This is a genomic window from Exiguobacterium sp. s129 (assembly GCF_018617585.1).
Classification (GTDB): Bacteria; Bacillota; Bacilli; order Exiguobacteriales; family Exiguobacteriaceae; genus Exiguobacterium; species Exiguobacterium aestuarii_A.
Genome location: NZ_JACSKL010000016.1, coordinates 1 through 18,604 on the forward strand (window position 1 = coordinate 1; position 18,604 = coordinate 18,604).

Consider the following 18,604-nt stretch of genomic DNA (forward strand, 5'->3'; position numbering starts at 1 on the left):
CCATGCCGAACACGGAAGTTAAGCGTCTCAGCGCCGAAAGTAGTTGGGGGATCTCCCCCTGTGAGGATAGGACGTTGCCAGGCAACAACGCAGTAGACGATCAAGCATATGCTTGATCGTCTTTTTTTCATAGTCAATAGTTAAGGAGGAATAACAGATGGCTCCTTCTCGGAAAAATCCTTTTACATTTCTAGAGACTCTAGAACAGCATGTGAGTGAACATCGCGTATCCTTTCACGTCCCCGGGCATCATAATGGTACCGTGACTGATCATACGTTACCGAGTGCATTTGCCAAGGTGATGCCATATGACCTGACGGAACTAGCACATTTAGATGATTTGCATGACGCTTCTGGTATTATCGATCAAGCAGAAAAAGCATTGGGTGAACTGTATGAAAGTAAAAGTAAGTGGCTCGTCAATGGTTCAACTGTTGGAAATTGGAGCATGCTTGCGGCAACTGTAAAACGTGGTGAGCGAGTATACGTTCAACGAAACTCACATAAGTCGGTCTGGAACGCAATTGAATGGTTAGGGTTAAAACCGATCCTATTAACACCTACAATTGAACGTGGTACAGGAATTCCAACCGTGGTGACATTAGAAACGATTGAACAGGCTGTTCAAGAATTCCCGGGAGGACGAGCCGTCATGTTAACGTCTCCTACATACTATGGAGACATGGCCGATATTCGTTCGATTTCAAATTATTTGTCTTCGCTTGAGATTCCATTACTCGTCGATGAAGCACATGGTGCCCATTTAATTCATCCTAAATTACTTCAGCGTTCTGCGATTTTTGAGGGAGCGAGTGCAGTTGTACAGTCTGCACATAAAACGCTACCTGCATTGACGATGGGAGCTTGGATTCACTATAAAGAAGACATCGATGAAATTCGGTTAAAGCATGCATTATCTTCATTTCAGACATCAAGTCCTTCGTATCTTATTATGGCTTCATTAGACTATGCACGGACCTATTTAGAAAGTCTAACGGACGAAGCATGGTCTTCTATTCAAAAAAGTCATGCTCATTTTGTACTTGAGCTGAAGCGTGCAGGTTTTACTGTCAAAGTGGGGGACGATTTTACGAAAGTAACGGTCATGACGTATCCGAAAAATGGATTAGTCTTTAGTGAACATCTTGCATCAATCGGAATCGATATCGAATTAGCTGCAGTGGATCATGTGTTATTCTGTTTGCCATTAAGGGAAATAACAAAGCAGGAAATTGAGCATTGGATTAAATTGATTAAAAAAGCCGCTACACATGTACCAATCATTGATGAGGATGAAACGATTTTTCCTTTCCCTCAAACAGAACGTGTGTCTGAACTTTATACGTTAGTAGGGGATGAGCATGTACGACGTGTATCCTTCAATCAGGCAATCGGATTTGTTTCAGCAGAAACGGTGATTCCATATCCACCAGGGATTCCATGGATTCTAAAAGGAGAGCGGATTACTGAGGAAAAAATACGAGTGCTCATGGAATGGATTTCTTTAGGGAGGAAGCTTCAAGCAAGTAAGCATGTTATGATAGAGCAAATTGACGTTATTGTAGAGGAGTTTTAAAAAGTGAGCGGAATGTTTATAACGGTTGAAGGACCAGATGGATCAGGTAAGTCTACGCAACTTCAACTATTAGTCGAGAGTCTAAAACAAAAAGGATATGACATCGTTGTAACCCGTGAACCTGGAGGAACAACTGTAGGCAATCAAATCCGCGAAGTCTTATTATCCCCAGATCATCATGAGATGACGCCACGAGTGGAAATGATGCTTTATGCTGCTTCACGAGCACAAAATGTGGAACAAGTGATTCGTCCGGCATTGGAGCGAGGGGCAATCGTTCTGTGTGATCGATTCATCGATGCATCTATTGCTTATCAAGGATACGGTTTACAATATGACCTTGATCAAATCCAATCGCTGAATGAATGGGCAACGAACGGTTTGACACCAGATTTGACTTTTTTGTTTGATTTAAGCCCTGAAAGAGCGAGTGCACGAATGAAAGATCGAGGGCAACTCGACCGGATTGAAAGTCGTGATCAAGCGTTCCACGAACGTGTTTACGAAGGATTTCAAACGTTACTCAAACAGTACCCAGAACGAATCATCCGAATCGATGCCGATCAATCGATTGAATGTATTCAAGATGAGGTACTCGATTATACAATAGAACGATTACAACAAGGAGGCGTACAACAATGATGAAAATGGTAATTGCAATTGTACATGATAAGGATAGCGCACGTTTGTCTGACGCATTGGTCGAACAAGATTTTCGTGCAACGAAATTAGCTACAACAGGCGGATTTTTAAAAGAGGGGAATACAACGTTTATGATGGGTATTCCACAGGAACGCCTCGATGATTTAATGGATGTGATTCAATCGAACTGTTCGAGTCGTGATCAAATGATTACGCCAATCTCTCCAATGGGAGGACATGCTGATTCGTATATTCCTTACCCAGTCGAAGTACAAGTTGGAGGTGCGACTGTATTCGTCTTGCCGATTGAAGGATTCCATCAGTTTTAATGGGAGTTGGGCATATGCGTTTTCAGGAATTAAATGAGTCGCAAACAGTGGTTGCTCGAATCATTCAAAATTCAATCATTTCGAATAAAGTTGGGCATGCGTACATCTTTTCGGGCGATTATGAACCCTACTTAATTGAAACAGCCACATTGTTTGCGAAAGCCTTGTTTTGTGAATCACCACAGGGAGCAGAACCGTGTGGAGTGTGTCGAAACTGTCGACGCATGGATTCAAAAAACATTGTTGACTATATCGAAGTGGAGCCGGATGGGGCTAGCATCAAAAAAGAACAGATTCAACAATTACTCAGTGACCTATCGTTACGAGGTGCTGAAGGAGATCGCCAAGTGTATGTCATCCATCAAGCTCATAAGATGACGACTCAAGCGGCAAATAGTTTATTGAAGTTCTTTGAAGAACCAGGTGTGGGGAAACTTGCTATTTTGGTGACGACACAACCACAGTTACTTCTTCCGACGATTCGTTCGCGAGCTCAACAACTTGCTTTTCGCCCGATTGACCGCGCGAAGTTAGCACAAACGATGTCAGAAGAATTGTCATGTACGTACGATATGGCTTATCTTGCTTTGACCGTTTATCCAAAATGGGATGATGCGAAAGAAGCAGTTGAGCAGGAGTGGTTTGTACAGGCGTATGGGCTAGTGGTACAATTAATTGAAGTATTGACGAAACGACCTCAAGAGTTGCTCTTGTTCGCCCAGGAAAAATGGTTAGGACATTTCAAAGGACGAAATGAGTTACGAGTTGGCCTTGAATTATTCGAACATTGGCTAGAGGAGGCACTTCACCTAAAAGTGCGAGATACGTATACTCCAAAGCTATTTAAGAACGAGGCTGCTTTATATAACGCATTTATTCAGAATCGATCTGTCTCTAAACTCACACATGCAATTGAAAGTGTGCATGCGGCAATTCGACGACTCGAGGCAAACGTCAATCCTCAATTAACTTTCGAACGACTTTCGTTCGATTTGCAGAAAGGATAGAAGCGCGTGCTTGAAGTAGTTGGAGTCCGCTTTAAAGAAGCGGGAAAAATCTATTACTTTTCACCAGGCGATGCAACGCTTAAACGTGGGGAACATGTCATCGTTGAAACGGTACGTGGCATTGAGTATGGCGAAGTCGTCCAAGTCGATAAAAAGCTCGGCGAAGATGAAGTCGTCATGCCGTTGAAGACAATCCTTCGCGTCGCGGACCAAAAGGATGCGGATATCGTACGCGATAATCGACTGGCAGCCGTTGATGCTCACGCCGTCTGTGAAGAAAAAATTCGAGAACATCAATTAGACATGAAGTTAGTCGATGTTGAGTATACATTTGATCGCAATAAAGTGATCTTTTATTTTACTGCCGAGGGTCGCGTCGACTTTCGAGAATTGGTAAAGGACTTGGCTAGCGTGTTTCGGACACGAATCGAACTCCGACAAATCGGTGTTCGTGACGAAGCGAAGCTACTAAGTGGGATTGGACCATGTGGTCGAGTTCTTTGTTGTTCGTCATTTCTTGGGGAGTTTGAACCAGTCTCCATCAAAATGGCCAAAGACCAGAATCTTTCGTTAAATCCGAATAAAATTTCTGGAGTGTGTGGTCGTTTGATGTGCTGTTTAAAATATGAGAATGACACATACGAAGAATTAAAACGCGATTTACCAGACGTCGGCAAGCGAATCAAAATTCCAGAAGGTGATGGTCGTGTAATCGGTCTCAACATTTTGGACCAACTTATTCAAGTTGAACTCCACGATCGGACGCGTGTCGTCACATATACGATTGATGAACTTGTTGAAGTGGGTGCGATTAAACGAAAACCGTCAAAACAGTGATGGGGTGCTGAGCAGTGGAAAGAATGGACAAAAAAGAAGTGATGATGCGTGTAGATGCGATCGAGCAACAGATGCAACTCTTGACGGAGCACTTAGGCGTATTAAAAGAACAGCTCGCCTATTTGCTTGAAGAGAATCAGCATATGTATCTAGAGAATCATCACTTGCGCGAAAAAGTCGAACAATTGGCAGAAGTTGATACGACAAATGGTGATTCACAAATCGCATTGTCTGGAAAAGGGCAGAACAATTTGGCTGCGCTGTATCAAGAAGGATTCCATATTTGTAACCTCCATTACGGACAGGTACGAAAAGATGGGGATTGTCTCTTCTGTTTGTCGATGCTCAATAAACATTAATACGGGGCGATAGATAGGGATTCCCTATCCGTCGCCTTTCTTTTATAGAAGGAGGAAACAATGGTAACGGTAAAGGATGGAGAGCGCCTCGATGATTTGCTTGGACGCCCTGGCAAGATTATTCAAAGTGACGATGTGTTCTCGTTTTCATTAGATGCGGTACTACTGGCAGAGTTTGTATGGGTACCGATTCAAAAAGGGCAATTGGTCGATTTGTGCGCCGGTACGGGAGCAATTCCACTTTTCTTGTCGTATCGTACAAAAGGAACGATTACAGGTGTAGAGATTCAATCGAAACTCGTTGATATGGCGAATCGAAGCATGGCGGTCAATCGCCTCGAGAATCGCATTCAAGTTGTAGAGGGGGACGTCAAAGCGGCAGCGGCACAACTCGGGCACGCTCGTTATGATGTGGTCACGTGTAATCCCCCGTATTTTCTAGCAAATGAAACGTCATTGCGGAATCAAAACGAACATCATACCATTGCACGCCATGAGGTGTTGTGCACGCTAGAAGATTGTATTAAAACGGCTAGTCAACTCGTCAAACCAGGAGGGAAAGTGGCGTTCGTGCATCGGCCAGAACGTTTACTCGATATCCTGACATTGATGCGTACCTACCGAATTGAACCGAAGCGAATGCAGCTCGTATATCCGAAAGCTGGACGCGAAGCGAATACGTTATTAATCGAGGGATCGAAAGATGGAAAAGCAGGTCTTAAAATTTTACCACCATTTGTTGTATATGAAGAAGACGATACGTATACGGAAGCGATGCGAGCCATTCTCGATGCCTAAACATTATACGTATATCGTGGAATGTCAGGACGGGACGTATTATACAGGCTATACAACGAACGTGGAAAAGCGAATCATTGCACATAATGCCGGGAAAGGGGCGAAGTATACGAAAGCTCGACTTCCCGTACGACTTCGGTATGTGCAATCGTTCGATACGAAACGGGAGGCCATGCAATACGAATGGTCCATTAAACAATTGACCCGCGCGCAAAAAGAGAAGTTGATGGAGGGGACGACTAATGAATTCACAGAAGAGTTATCAAACTGAACAACCAACGTTGTATGTCGTACCAACGCCAATCGGCAATTTGGAAGATATGACATATCGAGCGGTGCGAACGCTTCAAGAAGTGGATTTAATCGCAGCGGAAGACACTCGCCAAACGATGAAGCTTTGTCGCCACTTTGAAATTCCAACAAAACTGATTAGCTATCATGAACACAACAAAGAAGTAAGTGGACCGAGACTGATTGAAGATCTTTTGGCTGGAAAGTCGGTTGCGGTTGTTTCGGATGCTGGAATGCCTGGTATTTCAGATCCGGGGAGTGATCTCGTACGGTTAGCCATCGAGGCAAACATTCCGGTAGTCGTCTTACCAGGTGCCAATGCAGCACTTACGGCGTTGGTTGCTTCAGGTCTTCCGACAGAACGTTTCCTCTATTACGGTTTTTTGCCACGTAAAAAGAAAGATCGCGTCGATGTCCTCGAATCGATTCAATATGAGCCGGGCACGATTGTTTTTTATGAAGCCCCTCATCGATTGAAGGAAATGTTAACGGCGATTCGACAAGTGTTTGGTAACCGTCAGCTCGTATTAGGTAGAGAGTTAACCAAAACGTTCGAAGAGTTTTTGAGAGGATCAGTCGATGAAGCGTTACAGTGGTGCGAAGGTGAAGTACGCGGAGAGTTCGTCGTTCTTGTGAGCGGTGCGACAGAAGCGGCACCTACGACAATGTGGTGGGAAGCGCTCTCTGTCTATGAACATGTTGTTCATTATATAGAAGAGGGACTGAAGCCGAACGCGGCCATTAAGCAGACCGCAAAAGACCGTGGTGAATCACGAAACGATGTATATGATGCGTATCATCAACTGCACAAAAAAGAGTAAGCAAGGAAATCCTTGCTTACTCTTCGCTGTAGTAGTTTTCGAGCATGTTCTTCAATTCAACGAGAACACGTTGTGCACCTTCTGGTGACAAGATGAGTTTGCCATCTGCCAATTTGAAGTTATCGTCTGATACTTCACCAGTAACTTGGCAAGTCATGTTTGGCTTATATTTTTTCAAAACGATTTGATCGTTGTCGACGTAAATCTCGAGAGCATCTTTCTCTGCGATCCCAAGTGTACGGCGCAATTCGATTGGAATAACGACACGACCAAGCTCATCAACCTTACGAACAATACCTGTAGATTTCATTTGTGTTTCCTCCTCCAATGGTGTCGAAATCTCATGGTGACATGAATCGTCAAAATTCGACAATGTGACTACAGCAAAAAGCATACTAAACTTTCCAATTGCAGTCAACTGCTTACTATCTGGAAAAGCAATTTTTCGAAATTTGTCGAATCAAGAGCGATATATACCTAAATTTCCCCGATAGTTTGAACTTGAAACAAAGAAAGGGTATTTTTGGAACATTTATGACGAACTAAACGCAAAATAATTCCAAACAATTAGGTTTGGAAATTCTTTTGTCGAACCGTGTATAATGAGAATTGCATATGTCGAAAGGATGGAGAATAAATCATGGCGAAGCCGACTTTTTATATTACAACCCCAATTTATTATCCGAGTGCAAAATTGCATATCGGACACGCATATACCACGGTAGCAGGTGATGCGGTTGCTCGCTACAAACGTTTAAAAGGATTTGACGTCCGCTATTTGACGGGAACGGATGAGCACGGTCAAAAAATTCAAGAAAAGGCGAAAGAAGCAGGCGTGACGCCACAAGCTTTCGTCGATGAAGTTGTCGAAGAAATCAAAGTCCTATGGGACCGTCTTGAGATCTCATACGATGATTACATCCGTACGACAGAAGAACGTCATAAGAAGGTTGTCGAACACGTCTTTGAAACGTTACTTAAAAATGGAGACATTTATCTTGGTGAATACGAAGGATGGTATTCTGTACCAGATGAGACGTACTATACAGAGTCCCAGCTTGTCGATGGAAAAAGTCCTGACAGCGGACATCCGGTCGAGCTCGTGCGCGAAGAGTGCTATTTCTTCCGTCTCAGCAAATATGCGGATCGCTTGATTGAATATTTCGAGTCACATCCTGATTTCATCTTGCCAGAATCTCGTAAGACAGAGATGATCAATAACTTCTTGAAGCCAGGTCTTCAAGATTTAGCTGTATCACGTACAACGTTTGATTGGGGCGTACAAGTCCCATCGAACCCAAAACACGTCGTTTACGTATGGGTCGACGCGCTCACGAACTATATCTCGTCACTCGGGTACGGGACAGACAACGACGAGCTCTTCAATCGCTATTGGCCGGCAGATGTCCATTTAGTCGGAAAGGAAATCGTTCGTTTCCATACGATTATTTGGCCAGCTCTCTTGATGGCGCTTGACCTTCCATTACCAAAACAAGTGTTTGCGCATGGTTGGTTGCTCATGAAAGACGGGAAGATGTCGAAATCAAAAGGAAACGTGGTAGATCCGATTCCGTTGATTGACCGCTACGGATTGGATTCTGTTCGTTACTACCTTCTTCGTGAAGTACCATTCGGAGCAGACGGTACGTTCACACCGGAAGCGTTCGTCGATCGCTTGAACTTTGATTTAGCGAACGATCTCGGGAACTTATTGAATCGTACCATCGCGATGATTAAAAAGTATTTCGATGGGAATATCCCGGCGTACAACGGAAATGTCACAGCGTTTGATGACGCGTTATTGAGCATGGTGAAAGAAACGACTCGTAAAACAGAAGAAGCCATGGAACACATGGAGTTTTCGGTCGCCCTCACAAACATCTGGCAGCTCGTCAGCCGTGCGAATAAATATATTGATGAGACGCAGCCGTGGGTACTCGTGAAAGATGAATCGAAACGCGAAGAACTCGCTTCTGTCATGACACACCTCGCGGGCGTACTTCGTCACGTTGCCATCATGATTCAACCGTTCATGACACGTGCACCGAAAGAAATGTTCCGTCAACTCGGACTCGAAGGGGAAGACATGTCTTGGGAAGCGTTAGAGACGTTTGCCGACTTCAATAACGCTGTCGTAACAGACGGGACACCAATCTTCCCACGTCGTGACGTGAAGGAAGAAGTGGATGCGATCCAAGAAATGATGCGTCAAGCGTCGAAAGCGCGGATTGAGGAAACGGAGACAGCGACAGAAGAAGTCGATGAAGACGTTCGTCCTGAAATCACGATCGATGTCTTTGATCAGGTCGAATTCCGTGTCGGTCAAATCGTAGAAGCCGATAAGATCAAAAAAGCGAAAAAACTGTTGAAACTTCAAGTCGATCTCGGGAAAGAGACGCGTCAAATCGTGTCAGGTATTGCTGAATGGTATGCCCCTGAAGATTTAGTTGGCAAGAAAGTAATCGTTGTCGCAAACTTGAAACCAGTCAAGCTCCGTGGAGAATTATCACAAGGAATGATTTTAGCTGCGGACCGTGACGGCAAGTTAGAACTTGCGACAGTCTCGGATCAAATGCCGAACGGTGCCATCGTCAAATAATGAAATGGGGGAGACCACGGTCTCCCTCTCTTTTTCTAAGGAGGAACCAAGATGTTGATTGATACACACACGCACATTAATGCGGAGCAGTTCAATGAAGATGTGGAGGAGACGATTGAGCGGGCAAGAGAAGCCGGCGTTTCTCCGCTACTCGTTGTCGGATTTGATACGCCGACCATCGACCGAGCCATCGAGCTAGCCGAAACACATGAAGACATCTATGCCATCGTCGGATGGCACCCGGTCGATGCGATCGACTGTACGGATGCAGATTTAGAACGGATAGAAACACTCATGAGTCACCCAAAAGTGATGGCACTCGGTGAAATCGGTCTCGACTATCATTGGGATAAGTCACCGAAAGATGTACAACAGCGCCTATTCCGTCAACAGATTGCCATCGCGAAACGGACAAATATGCCAATCGTCATCCATAACCGCGAAGCAACGGCAGACGTGTTCGATATTTTGGAAGAAGAACATGCGGAGGAAGTCGGCGGGGTGTTCCATAGTTACAGCATGTCAGTAGAACTTCTCCCTCGTTGCCTAGACTTGAACTTCTATATTTCTTTAGGAGGACCGGTCACGTTTAAAAATGCGAAAGTTCCAAAGCTAGTCGCACAAGAAGTACCGTTAGATCGTCTTCTTGTCGAAACGGACTGCCCATACTTGACGCCGACTCCGTTCCGCGGAAAACGAAACGAACCGGCCTATGTGAAGTACGTTGCGGAAGAAATCGCGTCACTTCGAGACATCTCGTATGAGGAGTTGGCAGAAGCGACGACGGTCAACGCGAAGAAACTGTTCCGCCTCCCATGATCAAGCGTGTATTCGCCAGTATAGGCGTGATTGTGACTGCAGCTGTCGCATACGTCATGTTGCAACCTGAACCGATCAAGGTCATCGATGATGGTGTGGTAATTGAGCATGAGACACGGGCTGATTCCGTCCTTGAGGTACTCGAGGAATTGAATATCACATTAGACGAAACGGATTATGTTACTCCGGCATTGAGTGAGGACGTTCCAGAAGATCGACTCATTCGAATCGAACGTTCACATGAGGTTTCGCTTCAAATCGGATACGGACAAACAGAAGTCATTCAAACGAGAGAGCGGACCGTAGAAGATGTCTTATTGCGGTACGGGGTGACTGTACGGGACGGAGATACGGTTTATCCGTCTGTACGCACTGCCGTCACGAATGGGATGACAATTCGCTACCAGCCGGTTGTTGCCGTCAATTTAATCGTCGGGCAAGATGCGTCGACCATCTATACGATGGCAACGGATGTAGCGCAATTACTGAGGGAAGCGAATGTTGACGTGACAGAACGTGACACAGTGCTACCAGACGCATCGACACCGATACGGGATGGCCTGACGATCACGGTCAATACGAATCGTGACGTCGTTCAATACGAGAGTCAATTGATTCCGTACGATATGGTCGAAGAAGAGGATGACACGCTAGAAGAAGGTGTGAAGCAAACCGTGCAGGTCGGAGTTCCTGGACTCGAACGGACAAGGTATGCACTTACTGTGGAAAATGGTACAATTACAAATCGTACGAAAACGGATGTCGAGACGTTACGTAAAGCAATGCCACAGATCATCAAAGTCGGGACGAAAAAGGTCACAGAGCCCGTTACAGAGCCTACGACAGCGGACGAGTCGAGCCCGTTCATCCCGGAAGCTGAAGTCGAGATAGCAGAGCCACCGAAAACGGACGATGTGTTAGATTTCTCATCCGCGAAGCAGTTACTCGTAGAAGCAACAGCTTATACGAACAATCCAGAAGACACGGTGACGTATGACGGACGAGTACTGACAAGAAGCGGTTATGATGTGACGGATACGATTCTCTTCGAGGGTATGCGCATCATTGCCGTCGACCCGGCAATCATTCCTCTCGGTACCCGCGTGTATGTGGAAGGGATTGGCATGGCGATTGCGCTAGATACGGGAAGTGCGATCAAAGGTCAAAAAATCGACATCATGATGGATGAAAAGGAGGAGGCCGTGACGTTTGGTCGCAAGCCGCTTACCATTTGGGTCATTCCAAAGCAGGAAGAAGAGAAAGAAGGAACAGACAATGCGTGAGAAAATACAAGAAATTATCGTCGTAGAAGGTCGTGACGATACGGCGCGGCTTCAGGAAGTGTTTGAGGTCGATACGATTGAAACGAACGGCTCTGCCGTATCCAATCAGACGGTTGAACGAATTCGCCGTGCGCAAGAGAAGCGTGGGGTCATCATTTTGACCGATCCGGATTATCCAGGAGACCGTATTCGAGCAATCGTCGAAGAGCGGGTCAAAGGGTGTAAACATGCCCATCTGCCACGTGCTGAGGCAAAAGGAAAACGTGGGAAAATCGGAGTGGAACATGCGAGCCCGGAGTCGCTCCGTCGAGTCTTACGCGCCGTATTTGAACCACGTGTTGAAACGAACCAGCCGATTGTCACGCGAAAAATGGTGTTAGACGCGGATTTAATCGGTGGTGCAGCGGCTGCGACACGTCGGAAGCGACTCGGTGTATTGCTTCGAATCGGTGAGCCGAATGCGAAACAATTCGTGAAACGAGTCGAGGCGCTCGGCGTCACAGTCGAAGAGTGGGAGCAAGCACTTGCTCAATTAGAGGAGGAACAGGGTTGAAAGATATTGCAACAATCCAACGAACGAAAGCCATTTTAGAGCGACATGGTTTTTCATTTAAAAAATCGCTCGGTCAAAACTTTTTAATCGATTTAAATATTTTAAGTAAGATTGTCGGTGCGGCGGAACTCAGTGAATCGAGTGGTGTCCTCGAAATCGGACCCGGGATCGGTTCGTTGACTGAACAATCGGCCAAGCGCGCCAAGAAAGTTGTAGCACTTGAGATCGATCAGCGTCTTTTACCGATTCTGGAGGATACGATGTCTCCGTATCCTCACGTGAAAGTTATCCATGGAGATGCTTTAGAATTAAATTTACGTGAGATTGTAGAGCAAGAATTTTTGAAAGAAGGCATTGAAGACATCTCGGTTGTTGCCAACTTACCATACTATGTCACCACACCGATTATCATGCGATTGCTTGAAAGTGGTGTGAAATTCCGCTCGCTCGTGATGATGATTCAAAAAGAAGTGGCAGAACGGATTGGGGCAAAACCTGGGACGAAGGCGTACGGTTCGCTATCGATTGCGATTCAGTATTATGCAGAGGCCGAAGTCAGTTTTGTCGTTCCAAAGAACGTGTTTATTCCGGCGCCGAACGTCGATTCGGCAGTCATTACACTCCGTATGCGCAAAGAGCCGGCGGTGCAGGTGAAAGACGAAGCCTTTTTCTTTGATATCGCACGCGCAAGCTTCGCACAACGCCGTAAAACCATTCTGAACAACTTAACAAACTATATTGGAAAAGAACACAAAGTCGAACTTGAACGCGCGCTTCATGAGGCAGGAATCGATCCGAAACGTCGGGGAGAGACGTTAAGCCTAGAAGAATTCGCACGATTGTCTGACACAATTTTACCACTTAAAAATAGTTGACGACCTTAAAACGAGTCGTTATAATATTAAACTTTATTTTCATATTCAATTATGCTATACTTGTAACAGTGAGGTGAAGCGTATGCCAAAGACGTTACAAGAAATCAGACAGAAACTCGAATCGCATGTTGGTGAACGATTGACGTTGAAAGCAAACGGCGGTCGTAAGAAAGTCGTTACTCGGTTTGGAACGCTCGTTGAGACATATCCTGCGGTGTTCGTTGTGAAATTGGATGAAGACCTGCATAATGTGGAACGTGTCTCGTATAGCTACGCTGATGTCCTAACGGATACAGTTAAAATTGAATTCGGCAATTGATTTATAAATGAGGGGCGGATGCATTGGCAGCTGCTTCTTTTTTTGTGCGCCTGTTTACGGTACAATGTCGAACAGGAGACAAATGGGAAGGGTGAACGTGATGCGCACGATCAGTGTGAAAGCGCCGGCAAAAATTAATTTGACGCTCGATGTCCTCGGAAAGCGTCCGGACGGCTATCATGAAGTAGAAATGGTAATGACGACAGTCGATTTAGCAGACCGCTTAGAGTTGACGATTTTAGATTCGGATGAGATTCGGATTCAATCAGAGCACGCCTACGTGCCGAATGATCATCGGAATTTGGCATACCGTGCAGCAGAGTTGTTGCGGGAGCGTTTTAATATTCAACAAGGTGTGGAGATTGTACTCGATAAACAAATTCCAGTGGCAGCTGGGCTTGCTGGTGGCTCGAGTGATGCAGCGGCGACACTTCGTGGAATGAACGAGTTATTCTCGTTAAACTTGTCATTAGAGGAGCTAGCAGAGCTCGGTGCGGAGATCGGGTCTGACGTTTCATTTTGTGTCATCGGTGGGACAGCCATTGCCCGAGGTCGTGGTGAACAGTTAGAAATGATTCCGGCACCGCCGCCATGCTACGTCGTACTCGGAAAGCCCAAGCTAGGAGTATCGACTGCGGATGTGTATCGCGCCGTGCGTATGGATGAAGTTCATCATCCGAACACAGGTGCGATGGTGGAAGCGATTCGTCAAAAAGATTTTCATGGGATTTGCGAAAATCTTGGAAACTCGCTCGAGAGTGTGACGCTAAAGCTTCATCCGGAAGTGAAACAAATCAAAGAAACGATGCGGCATTGTGGGGCAGAAGGTGTTCTCATGAGCGGTAGTGGACCGACTGTCTTTGCGCTCATTGAGCATGAGCAAAAGGCGCATCGCATCTATAATGGTCTAAAAGGATTTTGCCCAGAAGTGTTCGTCGTTCGGATTCTCGGCAAAAGACATTGAACAAAAACGAATGAAAGTGATATATTCTCAATAGAACATTCGTTTATTATTGAAGATGTGAAGGAGAATCCGTATGAAAATTCGTAGAAGTGGTCGTCTCGTCGATATGACCCGTTATTTGCTTGACCATCCTCATCAGCTTGTCTCGTTGTCGATGTTTTCAAGTCGCTATAAAGCCGCAAAGTCGTCGATCAGTGAAGATCTTGTCATCGTGAGTGAGATGTTATCTCATGATGGGATCGGAAAGCTTGTGACCGTTCCTGGTGCAGCGGGTGGTGTGATGTTTATCCCAGGCTGGAGTAAGGAAAAATCGCTTGAGATGATTGATACGCTCTGTGAGCAATTATCAAAACCTGAGCGGCTTTTACCAGGAGGCTATCTCTACCTCACAGATGTACTAGGCAATCCGAGTCAGGTGAAACCGATGGGACAAGTCTTTGCGTCTGTATTCGCCGATCGTAAAGTCGACGTGGTCATGACGATTGCGACGAAAGGGATCCCCCTTGCTTATGCTGTCGCAGAACAATTAGGTGTACCATTCGTCATCGTTCGTTCAGATAGTCGTGTAACAGAAGGATCGACGGTCAGTATCAATTATGTATCAGGTTCTTCGAAGGCGATTCGCACAATGGCGCTCGCACGTCGTAGCCTGCCACGTGGGGCGAACGTGCTCTTGATCGATGACTTTATGAAAGCGGGGGGAACGATTCGAGGGATGATGAGTCTCTTGAATGAATTCGAAGCAAACCTTGCGGGTGTTGGTGTCTTGATGGAAGCAGAGGGCGCCGAGAAGAAGATGGTCAGCGAATACGTCAGCTTGATGAAATTGACGAACGTCGACCCAGATGAAGGTCTTGTCACCATTTCACGGGGGAATGTGGAACAGTTCCTAAAATGATTGGCAAAATTTTGATTTCGATTTATGATTAGAGGGTATAGAGTTATCAATATCGAGTCATAACGTTCGTTCGAAACCAACTGAACCTTACAGAAGACCACACCATGGCATAGACAACGATGAAAAAGGGGATGCGAAACATGCAGATCACAGACGTAAAAATTCGCAAAGTCGCGACAGAAGGCAGAATGAAAGCGTTGGCCTCAATCACACTTGACCATGAATTCGTTGTACATGACCTTCGAATCATCGAAGGAAGTAGCGGTCTATTTGTCGCCATGCCGAGCAAACGGACACCAGAAGGTATTTTTCGGGACATCGCGCATCCGATTAACGGGGAAATGCGACAAAAAGTTGAAGCGGCTGTATTGGAAACCTATTCCAATATGGAAGTGGATGTACTGGACCCTCAGCACGTGTCGTACGGCACGAATGAATGACAGCAAACAGCGGTTAGGTTACCTACCGCTGTTTTTTTGCGTTTCATTGGTTAAGGAACGGTACAACTATTGAAACGAAGGCATGGTTTCGATATAGTAGAAACGGTGTAAATAGGATTTAGTTGCAGAAAAGCCGAACTATACAGACCAATCACAGCTGTTGTGAGATAGGAGCGAATGAAGAATGGAGCGTTTTGCAGTCATTTTGGCAGCAGGAAAAGGGACGCGAATGAAGTCGAAGCTTTATAAAGTACTTCATCCGGTTCTAGGAAAACCGATGGTCGAGCACGTTGTCGACCAGTTAGACCAAATCGGTGTCAGTCGTCAAATCGTAATCGTTGGCCATGGGGCGGAAGCGGTACAAGATACGCTCGGCACACGAGTGGAATATGCGGTCCAAGAAGAACAACTTGGAACAGGGCATGCTGTTCAAATGGCGGAAGCAGAGCTTGCGGGTAAAGCAGGGGCGACACTTGTCGTCTGCGGAGATACACCGTTACTAACGGCAGAAACGTTGGAAGCCCTTCTCGCTCATCACGAAGCGCAACAAGCGAAAGTTACTGTGTTGACTGCGATTGCAGATGATGCGACAGGATACGGTCGTGTCGTTCGTGGTGAAGATGGGAACGTGACGAAAGTCGTTGAGCATAAAGATGCTTCTGAGACAGAACTTGCCATCAATGAAATCAATACGGGAACGTACGTGTTCGATAACGAGTTATTGTTCGACGCGCTCAAACAAGTCGGAAACAATAACGCGCAAGGCGAATACTACTTGCCTGACGTCATCTCGATTGCAAAAGAAGCTGGCGAAGTCGTCGCAGCACATACAGCGCCAACGTTTGATGAGACAATCGGGGTCAATGACCGCGTTGCCTTGTCACAGGCGGAAGCGATCATGCGCAAACGCACGAACGAACGTCTTATGCGTGAAGGTGTCACGTTCATGGACCCGGCATCGACGTATATTTCTCCAGATGTGGTGATTGGTTCGGATACAATCATCTATCCGGGTACGGTCATCCTTGGGAAGACGACAATTGGTTCGGAATGTGTCATCGGACCGAACTCAGATATCCGCAACAGTGTGATTGAAGATCATGCAGTCGTGCGTCAGTCTGTCGTGACAGATAGCAAAATCGGTGAAGCGGCTCAGGTCGGACCGTTCGCTCACTTGCGCCAACAAGCTGTACTTGGTGCGAACACACGCGTCGGAAACTTCGTCGAGATTAAAAAATCGTCGTTTGGTGACGGTGCGAAAGCTTCGCACTTGAGCTACATCGGGGATGCGTCAATTGGCGAACGTGTCAACTTAGGTTGTGGATCAATCACGGTCAACTATGACGGCAAAAACAAGTTCGAGACAGTGGTAGAAGACGATGCGTTCGTCGGCTGTAACGTCAACTTGATTGCCCCGGTAAAAGTCGGAAAAGGTGCGATTGTCGCAGCCGGTTCGACAATTACAAATGACGTACCGGAAGAGGCGCTCGCGATTGCGCGTGAACGCCAAACAAATAAAGAAGGTTACACAAAACGATAACTTGCTGCCAATCACTATGGAAAACGATGGAGGAGAACCCTAAACATGTCTACTGTATACGAACGAGAAATTCGTCTATTTAGCTTAAACTCGAACCGCCCGCTTGCTGAAGAAATCGCGAAAGAAATTGGTGTCCCGCTCAGTGATTGCCAAGTCAAACGTTTCAGCGACGGTGAACTCTATATCAACATCGAGGAAAGTGTTCGTGGAGATGATGTGTATGTCATCCAATCAACAAGCTCACCTGTAAACGAAACGCTCATGGAATTGCTCGTCATGATTGATGCACTCAAACGTGCTTCTGTCCGTACGATCAACATCGTGATGCCGTATTACGGGTATGCACGTCAAGACCGTAAAGCGCGTTCGCGTGAGCCGATCACGGCGAAACTTGTCGCTGACCTTCTGACGGTAGCAGGTGCGACACGCGTCATCACAATGGACTTGCATGCAGCGCAAATCCAAGGATTCTTCAATATTCCGGTTGATCAATTACTCGGTGTGCCGCTCATCTCGACGTACTTTGAAACAGAAGAGTTTCAAGCGAAGGATATCGTGGTTGTCTCTCCAGACCACGGTGGCGTGACACGTGCACGTAAATTGGCAGAACGTTTGAAAGCTCCGATTGCCATCATTGATAAGCGTCGTCCGAAAGCGAACGTCGCTGAAGTGATGAACATTGTCGGAAGCGTTGAAGGGAAAACAGCAATTTTGATTGATGATATCATCGATACAGCAGGAACGATCACGCTTGCAGCGGATGCAATTGTCCAAGCTGGCGCGAAAGAAGTGTATGCGTCTTGTACGCACCCAGTCCTTTCTGGTCCAGCGATGGAGCGTATCGACAATTCATCGATCAAAGAATTGGTTGTTTTAAATACAATCGATTTGACGGGTCGTCCATGCTCGAGCAAGATCAAGCAGATGTCGGTTGCCCATTTGCTTGGGGAAGCGATCATGCGTGTCCACGAGCACAAATCGGTCAGTACCCTATTCGATTAAAAAACGAGGCCCGGAGGCATTCGCCTTTGGGCTTTTTTGTTCAGGAGGAAATGATATGAAATGCATCGTCGGTCTTGGAAACCCTGGGAAAAAGTTTGAGATGACCCGACATAACATCGGTTTTTTGGCAATTGATCGCCTCGCTGAAAAGCATGGGATCTCGCTGAATGAAGCGAAGTTTAATGCCCTTATGGGAACGGGAAGAATCAATGGTGAACGCGTTGTACTTGTTAAACCCCTTACGTATATGAACTTATCGGGTGAAGCCGTCCGTCCAATTTTAGATTATTATAAGATTGAGATTGACGATTTACTTGTCATCTATGACGATTTGGATATGGTGCCGGGAAAACTGCGCTTCCGTCCGAAAGGGAGTGCGGGTGGTCATAACGGAATCAAATCGCTCATTCAGCACTTAGGGACCGCAGAATTCAAGCGATTGAAACTTGGGATTGGACGTCCTCCTCACCCGATCAAAGTCGTCGACTGGGTGTTGATGAACTATCGGAAAGAGGACTTGCCTGAGTTGAACGAAACACTCGACAACGCCGTAACCGCAGCCACTGATTTCGTAGATACAGATTGGCTAGCGCTGATGAATCGATACAACTAAAGGGTCATAGCACCCTTTTTTGTCGTATGAGTTGGAGGA

The 18,604-nt window shown here is 46.1% G+C and carries 22 protein-coding genes and 1 rRNA gene; 22 read left to right on the forward strand and 1 reads right to left on the reverse strand.

Going from position 1 to position 18,604, the window contains the following annotated elements:
- From rrf to rsmI, 10 genes are all read left to right on the forward strand, one after another.
- A 5S ribosomal RNA gene (gene rrf / locus KNO92_RS15030) occupies window positions 1-83 on the forward strand; the annotation flags it as partial.
- A 74-nt stretch (window positions 84-157) separates the two neighbouring features.
- Window positions 158-1,576, forward strand: coding sequence for an aminotransferase class I/II-fold pyridoxal phosphate-dependent enzyme (locus KNO92_RS13200; RefSeq protein ID WP_214761657.1), 1,419 nt, complete (start codon window positions 158-160; stop codon window positions 1,574-1,576).
- Between the two features lie 3 nt (window positions 1,577-1,579).
- Complete coding sequence (tmk, locus tag KNO92_RS13205) at window positions 1,580-2,218, forward strand: dTMP kinase (RefSeq protein ID WP_214761660.1); 639 nt, start codon at window positions 1,580-1,582, stop codon at window positions 2,216-2,218.
- Window positions 2,218-2,547 (forward strand): cyclic-di-AMP receptor, encoded by a 330-nt coding sequence (locus KNO92_RS13210; protein ID WP_031421800.1) that lies wholly within the window; start codon window positions 2,218-2,220, stop codon window positions 2,545-2,547. The genes tmk and KNO92_RS13210 overlap by 1 nt, the downstream gene beginning before the upstream one ends.
- Before the next feature lie 14 nt (window positions 2,548-2,561).
- Window positions 2,562-3,554, forward strand: coding sequence for a DNA polymerase III subunit delta' (locus KNO92_RS13215; protein WP_214697162.1), 993 nt, complete (start codon window positions 2,562-2,564; stop codon window positions 3,552-3,554).
- Window positions 3,555-3,560: 6 nt separating this feature from the next.
- On the forward strand, window positions 3,561-4,391 hold the full coding sequence (locus KNO92_RS13220) for a PSP1 domain-containing protein (protein WP_074036570.1): 831 nt from the start codon (window positions 3,561-3,563) through the stop codon (window positions 4,389-4,391).
- Window positions 4,392-4,414: 23 nt separating this feature from the next.
- Window positions 4,415-4,750, forward strand: a complete 336-nt coding sequence (gene yabA, locus KNO92_RS13225; protein WP_012727746.1) for a DNA replication initiation control protein YabA — start codon at window positions 4,415-4,417, stop codon at window positions 4,748-4,750.
- Between the two features lie 60 nt (window positions 4,751-4,810).
- On the forward strand, window positions 4,811-5,548 hold the full coding sequence (locus KNO92_RS13230; protein WP_214697164.1) for a tRNA1(Val) (adenine(37)-N6)-methyltransferase: 738 nt from the start codon (window positions 4,811-4,813) through the stop codon (window positions 5,546-5,548).
- Window positions 5,541-5,819, forward strand: a complete 279-nt coding sequence (locus KNO92_RS13235) for a GIY-YIG nuclease family protein (RefSeq protein WP_074036574.1) — start codon at window positions 5,541-5,543, stop codon at window positions 5,817-5,819. Before KNO92_RS13230 ends, KNO92_RS13235 begins: the two co-directional genes overlap by 8 nt.
- Window positions 5,791-6,660 carry a 16S rRNA (cytidine(1402)-2'-O)-methyltransferase gene (gene rsmI, locus KNO92_RS13240; protein WP_214697166.1) on the forward strand — a complete coding sequence of 290 codons (870 nt, stop codon included), beginning with the start codon at window positions 5,791-5,793 and terminating at the stop codon, window positions 6,658-6,660. The genes KNO92_RS13235 and rsmI overlap by 29 nt, the downstream gene beginning before the upstream one ends.
- A 16-nt stretch (window positions 6,661-6,676) precedes the next feature.
- On the opposite strand, the gene KNO92_RS13245 is transcribed toward rsmI, so the two are convergent.
- Window positions 6,677-6,970: a transition state genes transcriptional regulator AbrB gene (locus tag KNO92_RS13245; RefSeq protein ID WP_012727742.1), complete on the reverse strand. Its 294-nt coding sequence runs from the start codon at window positions 6,968-6,970 to the stop codon at window positions 6,677-6,679.
- A 330-nt stretch (window positions 6,971-7,300) separates the two neighbouring features.
- Between KNO92_RS13245 and metG the strand changes: the two genes are divergently transcribed.
- The 12 genes from metG (at window position 7,301) to pth (ending at window position 18,565) form a co-directional block, all read left to right on the forward strand.
- Window positions 7,301-9,259, forward strand: coding sequence for a methionine--tRNA ligase (metG, locus tag KNO92_RS13250; protein ID WP_214761662.1), 1,959 nt, complete (start codon window positions 7,301-7,303; stop codon window positions 9,257-9,259).
- A 51-nt stretch (window positions 9,260-9,310) separates the two neighbouring features.
- Entirely contained in the window at window positions 9,311-10,078 is a 768-nt protein-coding gene (locus KNO92_RS13255; protein ID WP_214761664.1) for a TatD family hydrolase, read from the forward strand.
- Entirely contained in the window at window positions 10,075-11,361 is a 1,287-nt protein-coding gene (locus tag KNO92_RS13260) for a 3D domain-containing protein (protein ID WP_214761666.1), read from the forward strand. The genes KNO92_RS13255 and KNO92_RS13260 overlap by 4 nt, the downstream gene beginning before the upstream one ends.
- Complete coding sequence (gene rnmV, locus KNO92_RS13265) at window positions 11,354-11,914, forward strand: ribonuclease M5 (protein ID WP_214761668.1); 561 nt, start codon at window positions 11,354-11,356, stop codon at window positions 11,912-11,914. The genes KNO92_RS13260 and rnmV overlap by 8 nt, the downstream gene beginning before the upstream one ends.
- Entirely contained in the window at window positions 11,911-12,789 is an 879-nt protein-coding gene (rsmA, locus tag KNO92_RS13270) for a 16S rRNA (adenine(1518)-N(6)/adenine(1519)-N(6))-dimethyltransferase RsmA (protein ID WP_214761670.1), read from the forward strand. Before rnmV ends, rsmA begins: the two co-directional genes overlap by 4 nt.
- Window positions 12,790-12,871: 82 nt before the next feature.
- Window positions 12,872-13,108: a Veg family protein gene (locus tag KNO92_RS13275; RefSeq protein WP_012727736.1), complete on the forward strand. Its 237-nt coding sequence runs from the start codon at window positions 12,872-12,874 to the stop codon at window positions 13,106-13,108.
- Between the two features lie 100 nt (window positions 13,109-13,208).
- Entirely contained in the window at window positions 13,209-14,072 is an 864-nt protein-coding gene (ispE, locus tag KNO92_RS13280; RefSeq protein WP_214761693.1) for a 4-(cytidine 5'-diphospho)-2-C-methyl-D-erythritol kinase, read from the forward strand.
- A 73-nt stretch (window positions 14,073-14,145) separates the two neighbouring features.
- Window positions 14,146-14,970 (forward strand): pur operon repressor, encoded by an 825-nt coding sequence (gene purR, locus KNO92_RS13285; protein WP_012727734.1) that lies wholly within the window; start codon window positions 14,146-14,148, stop codon window positions 14,968-14,970.
- A 140-nt stretch (window positions 14,971-15,110) separates the two neighbouring features.
- The gene (spoVG, locus tag KNO92_RS13290; RefSeq protein WP_214761672.1) at window positions 15,111-15,410 is read left to right on the forward strand and encodes a septation regulator SpoVG; all 300 of its coding nucleotides are present in this window, start codon (window positions 15,111-15,113) and stop codon (window positions 15,408-15,410) included.
- A 184-nt stretch (window positions 15,411-15,594) separates the two neighbouring features.
- Entirely contained in the window at window positions 15,595-16,950 is a 1,356-nt protein-coding gene (gene glmU / locus KNO92_RS13295; protein ID WP_214761674.1) for a bifunctional UDP-N-acetylglucosamine diphosphorylase/glucosamine-1-phosphate N-acetyltransferase GlmU, read from the forward strand.
- 45 nt (window positions 16,951-16,995) lie between these two features.
- Complete coding sequence (locus KNO92_RS13300; RefSeq protein ID WP_214761676.1) at window positions 16,996-17,952, forward strand: ribose-phosphate diphosphokinase; 957 nt, start codon at window positions 16,996-16,998, stop codon at window positions 17,950-17,952.
- 55 nt (window positions 17,953-18,007) lie between these two features.
- A complete protein-coding gene (pth, locus tag KNO92_RS13305; RefSeq protein WP_214697190.1) occupies window positions 18,008-18,565 on the forward strand; it encodes an aminoacyl-tRNA hydrolase in 558 nt (185 codons plus the stop codon).
- Window positions 18,566-18,604: the final 39 nt, after the last annotated feature.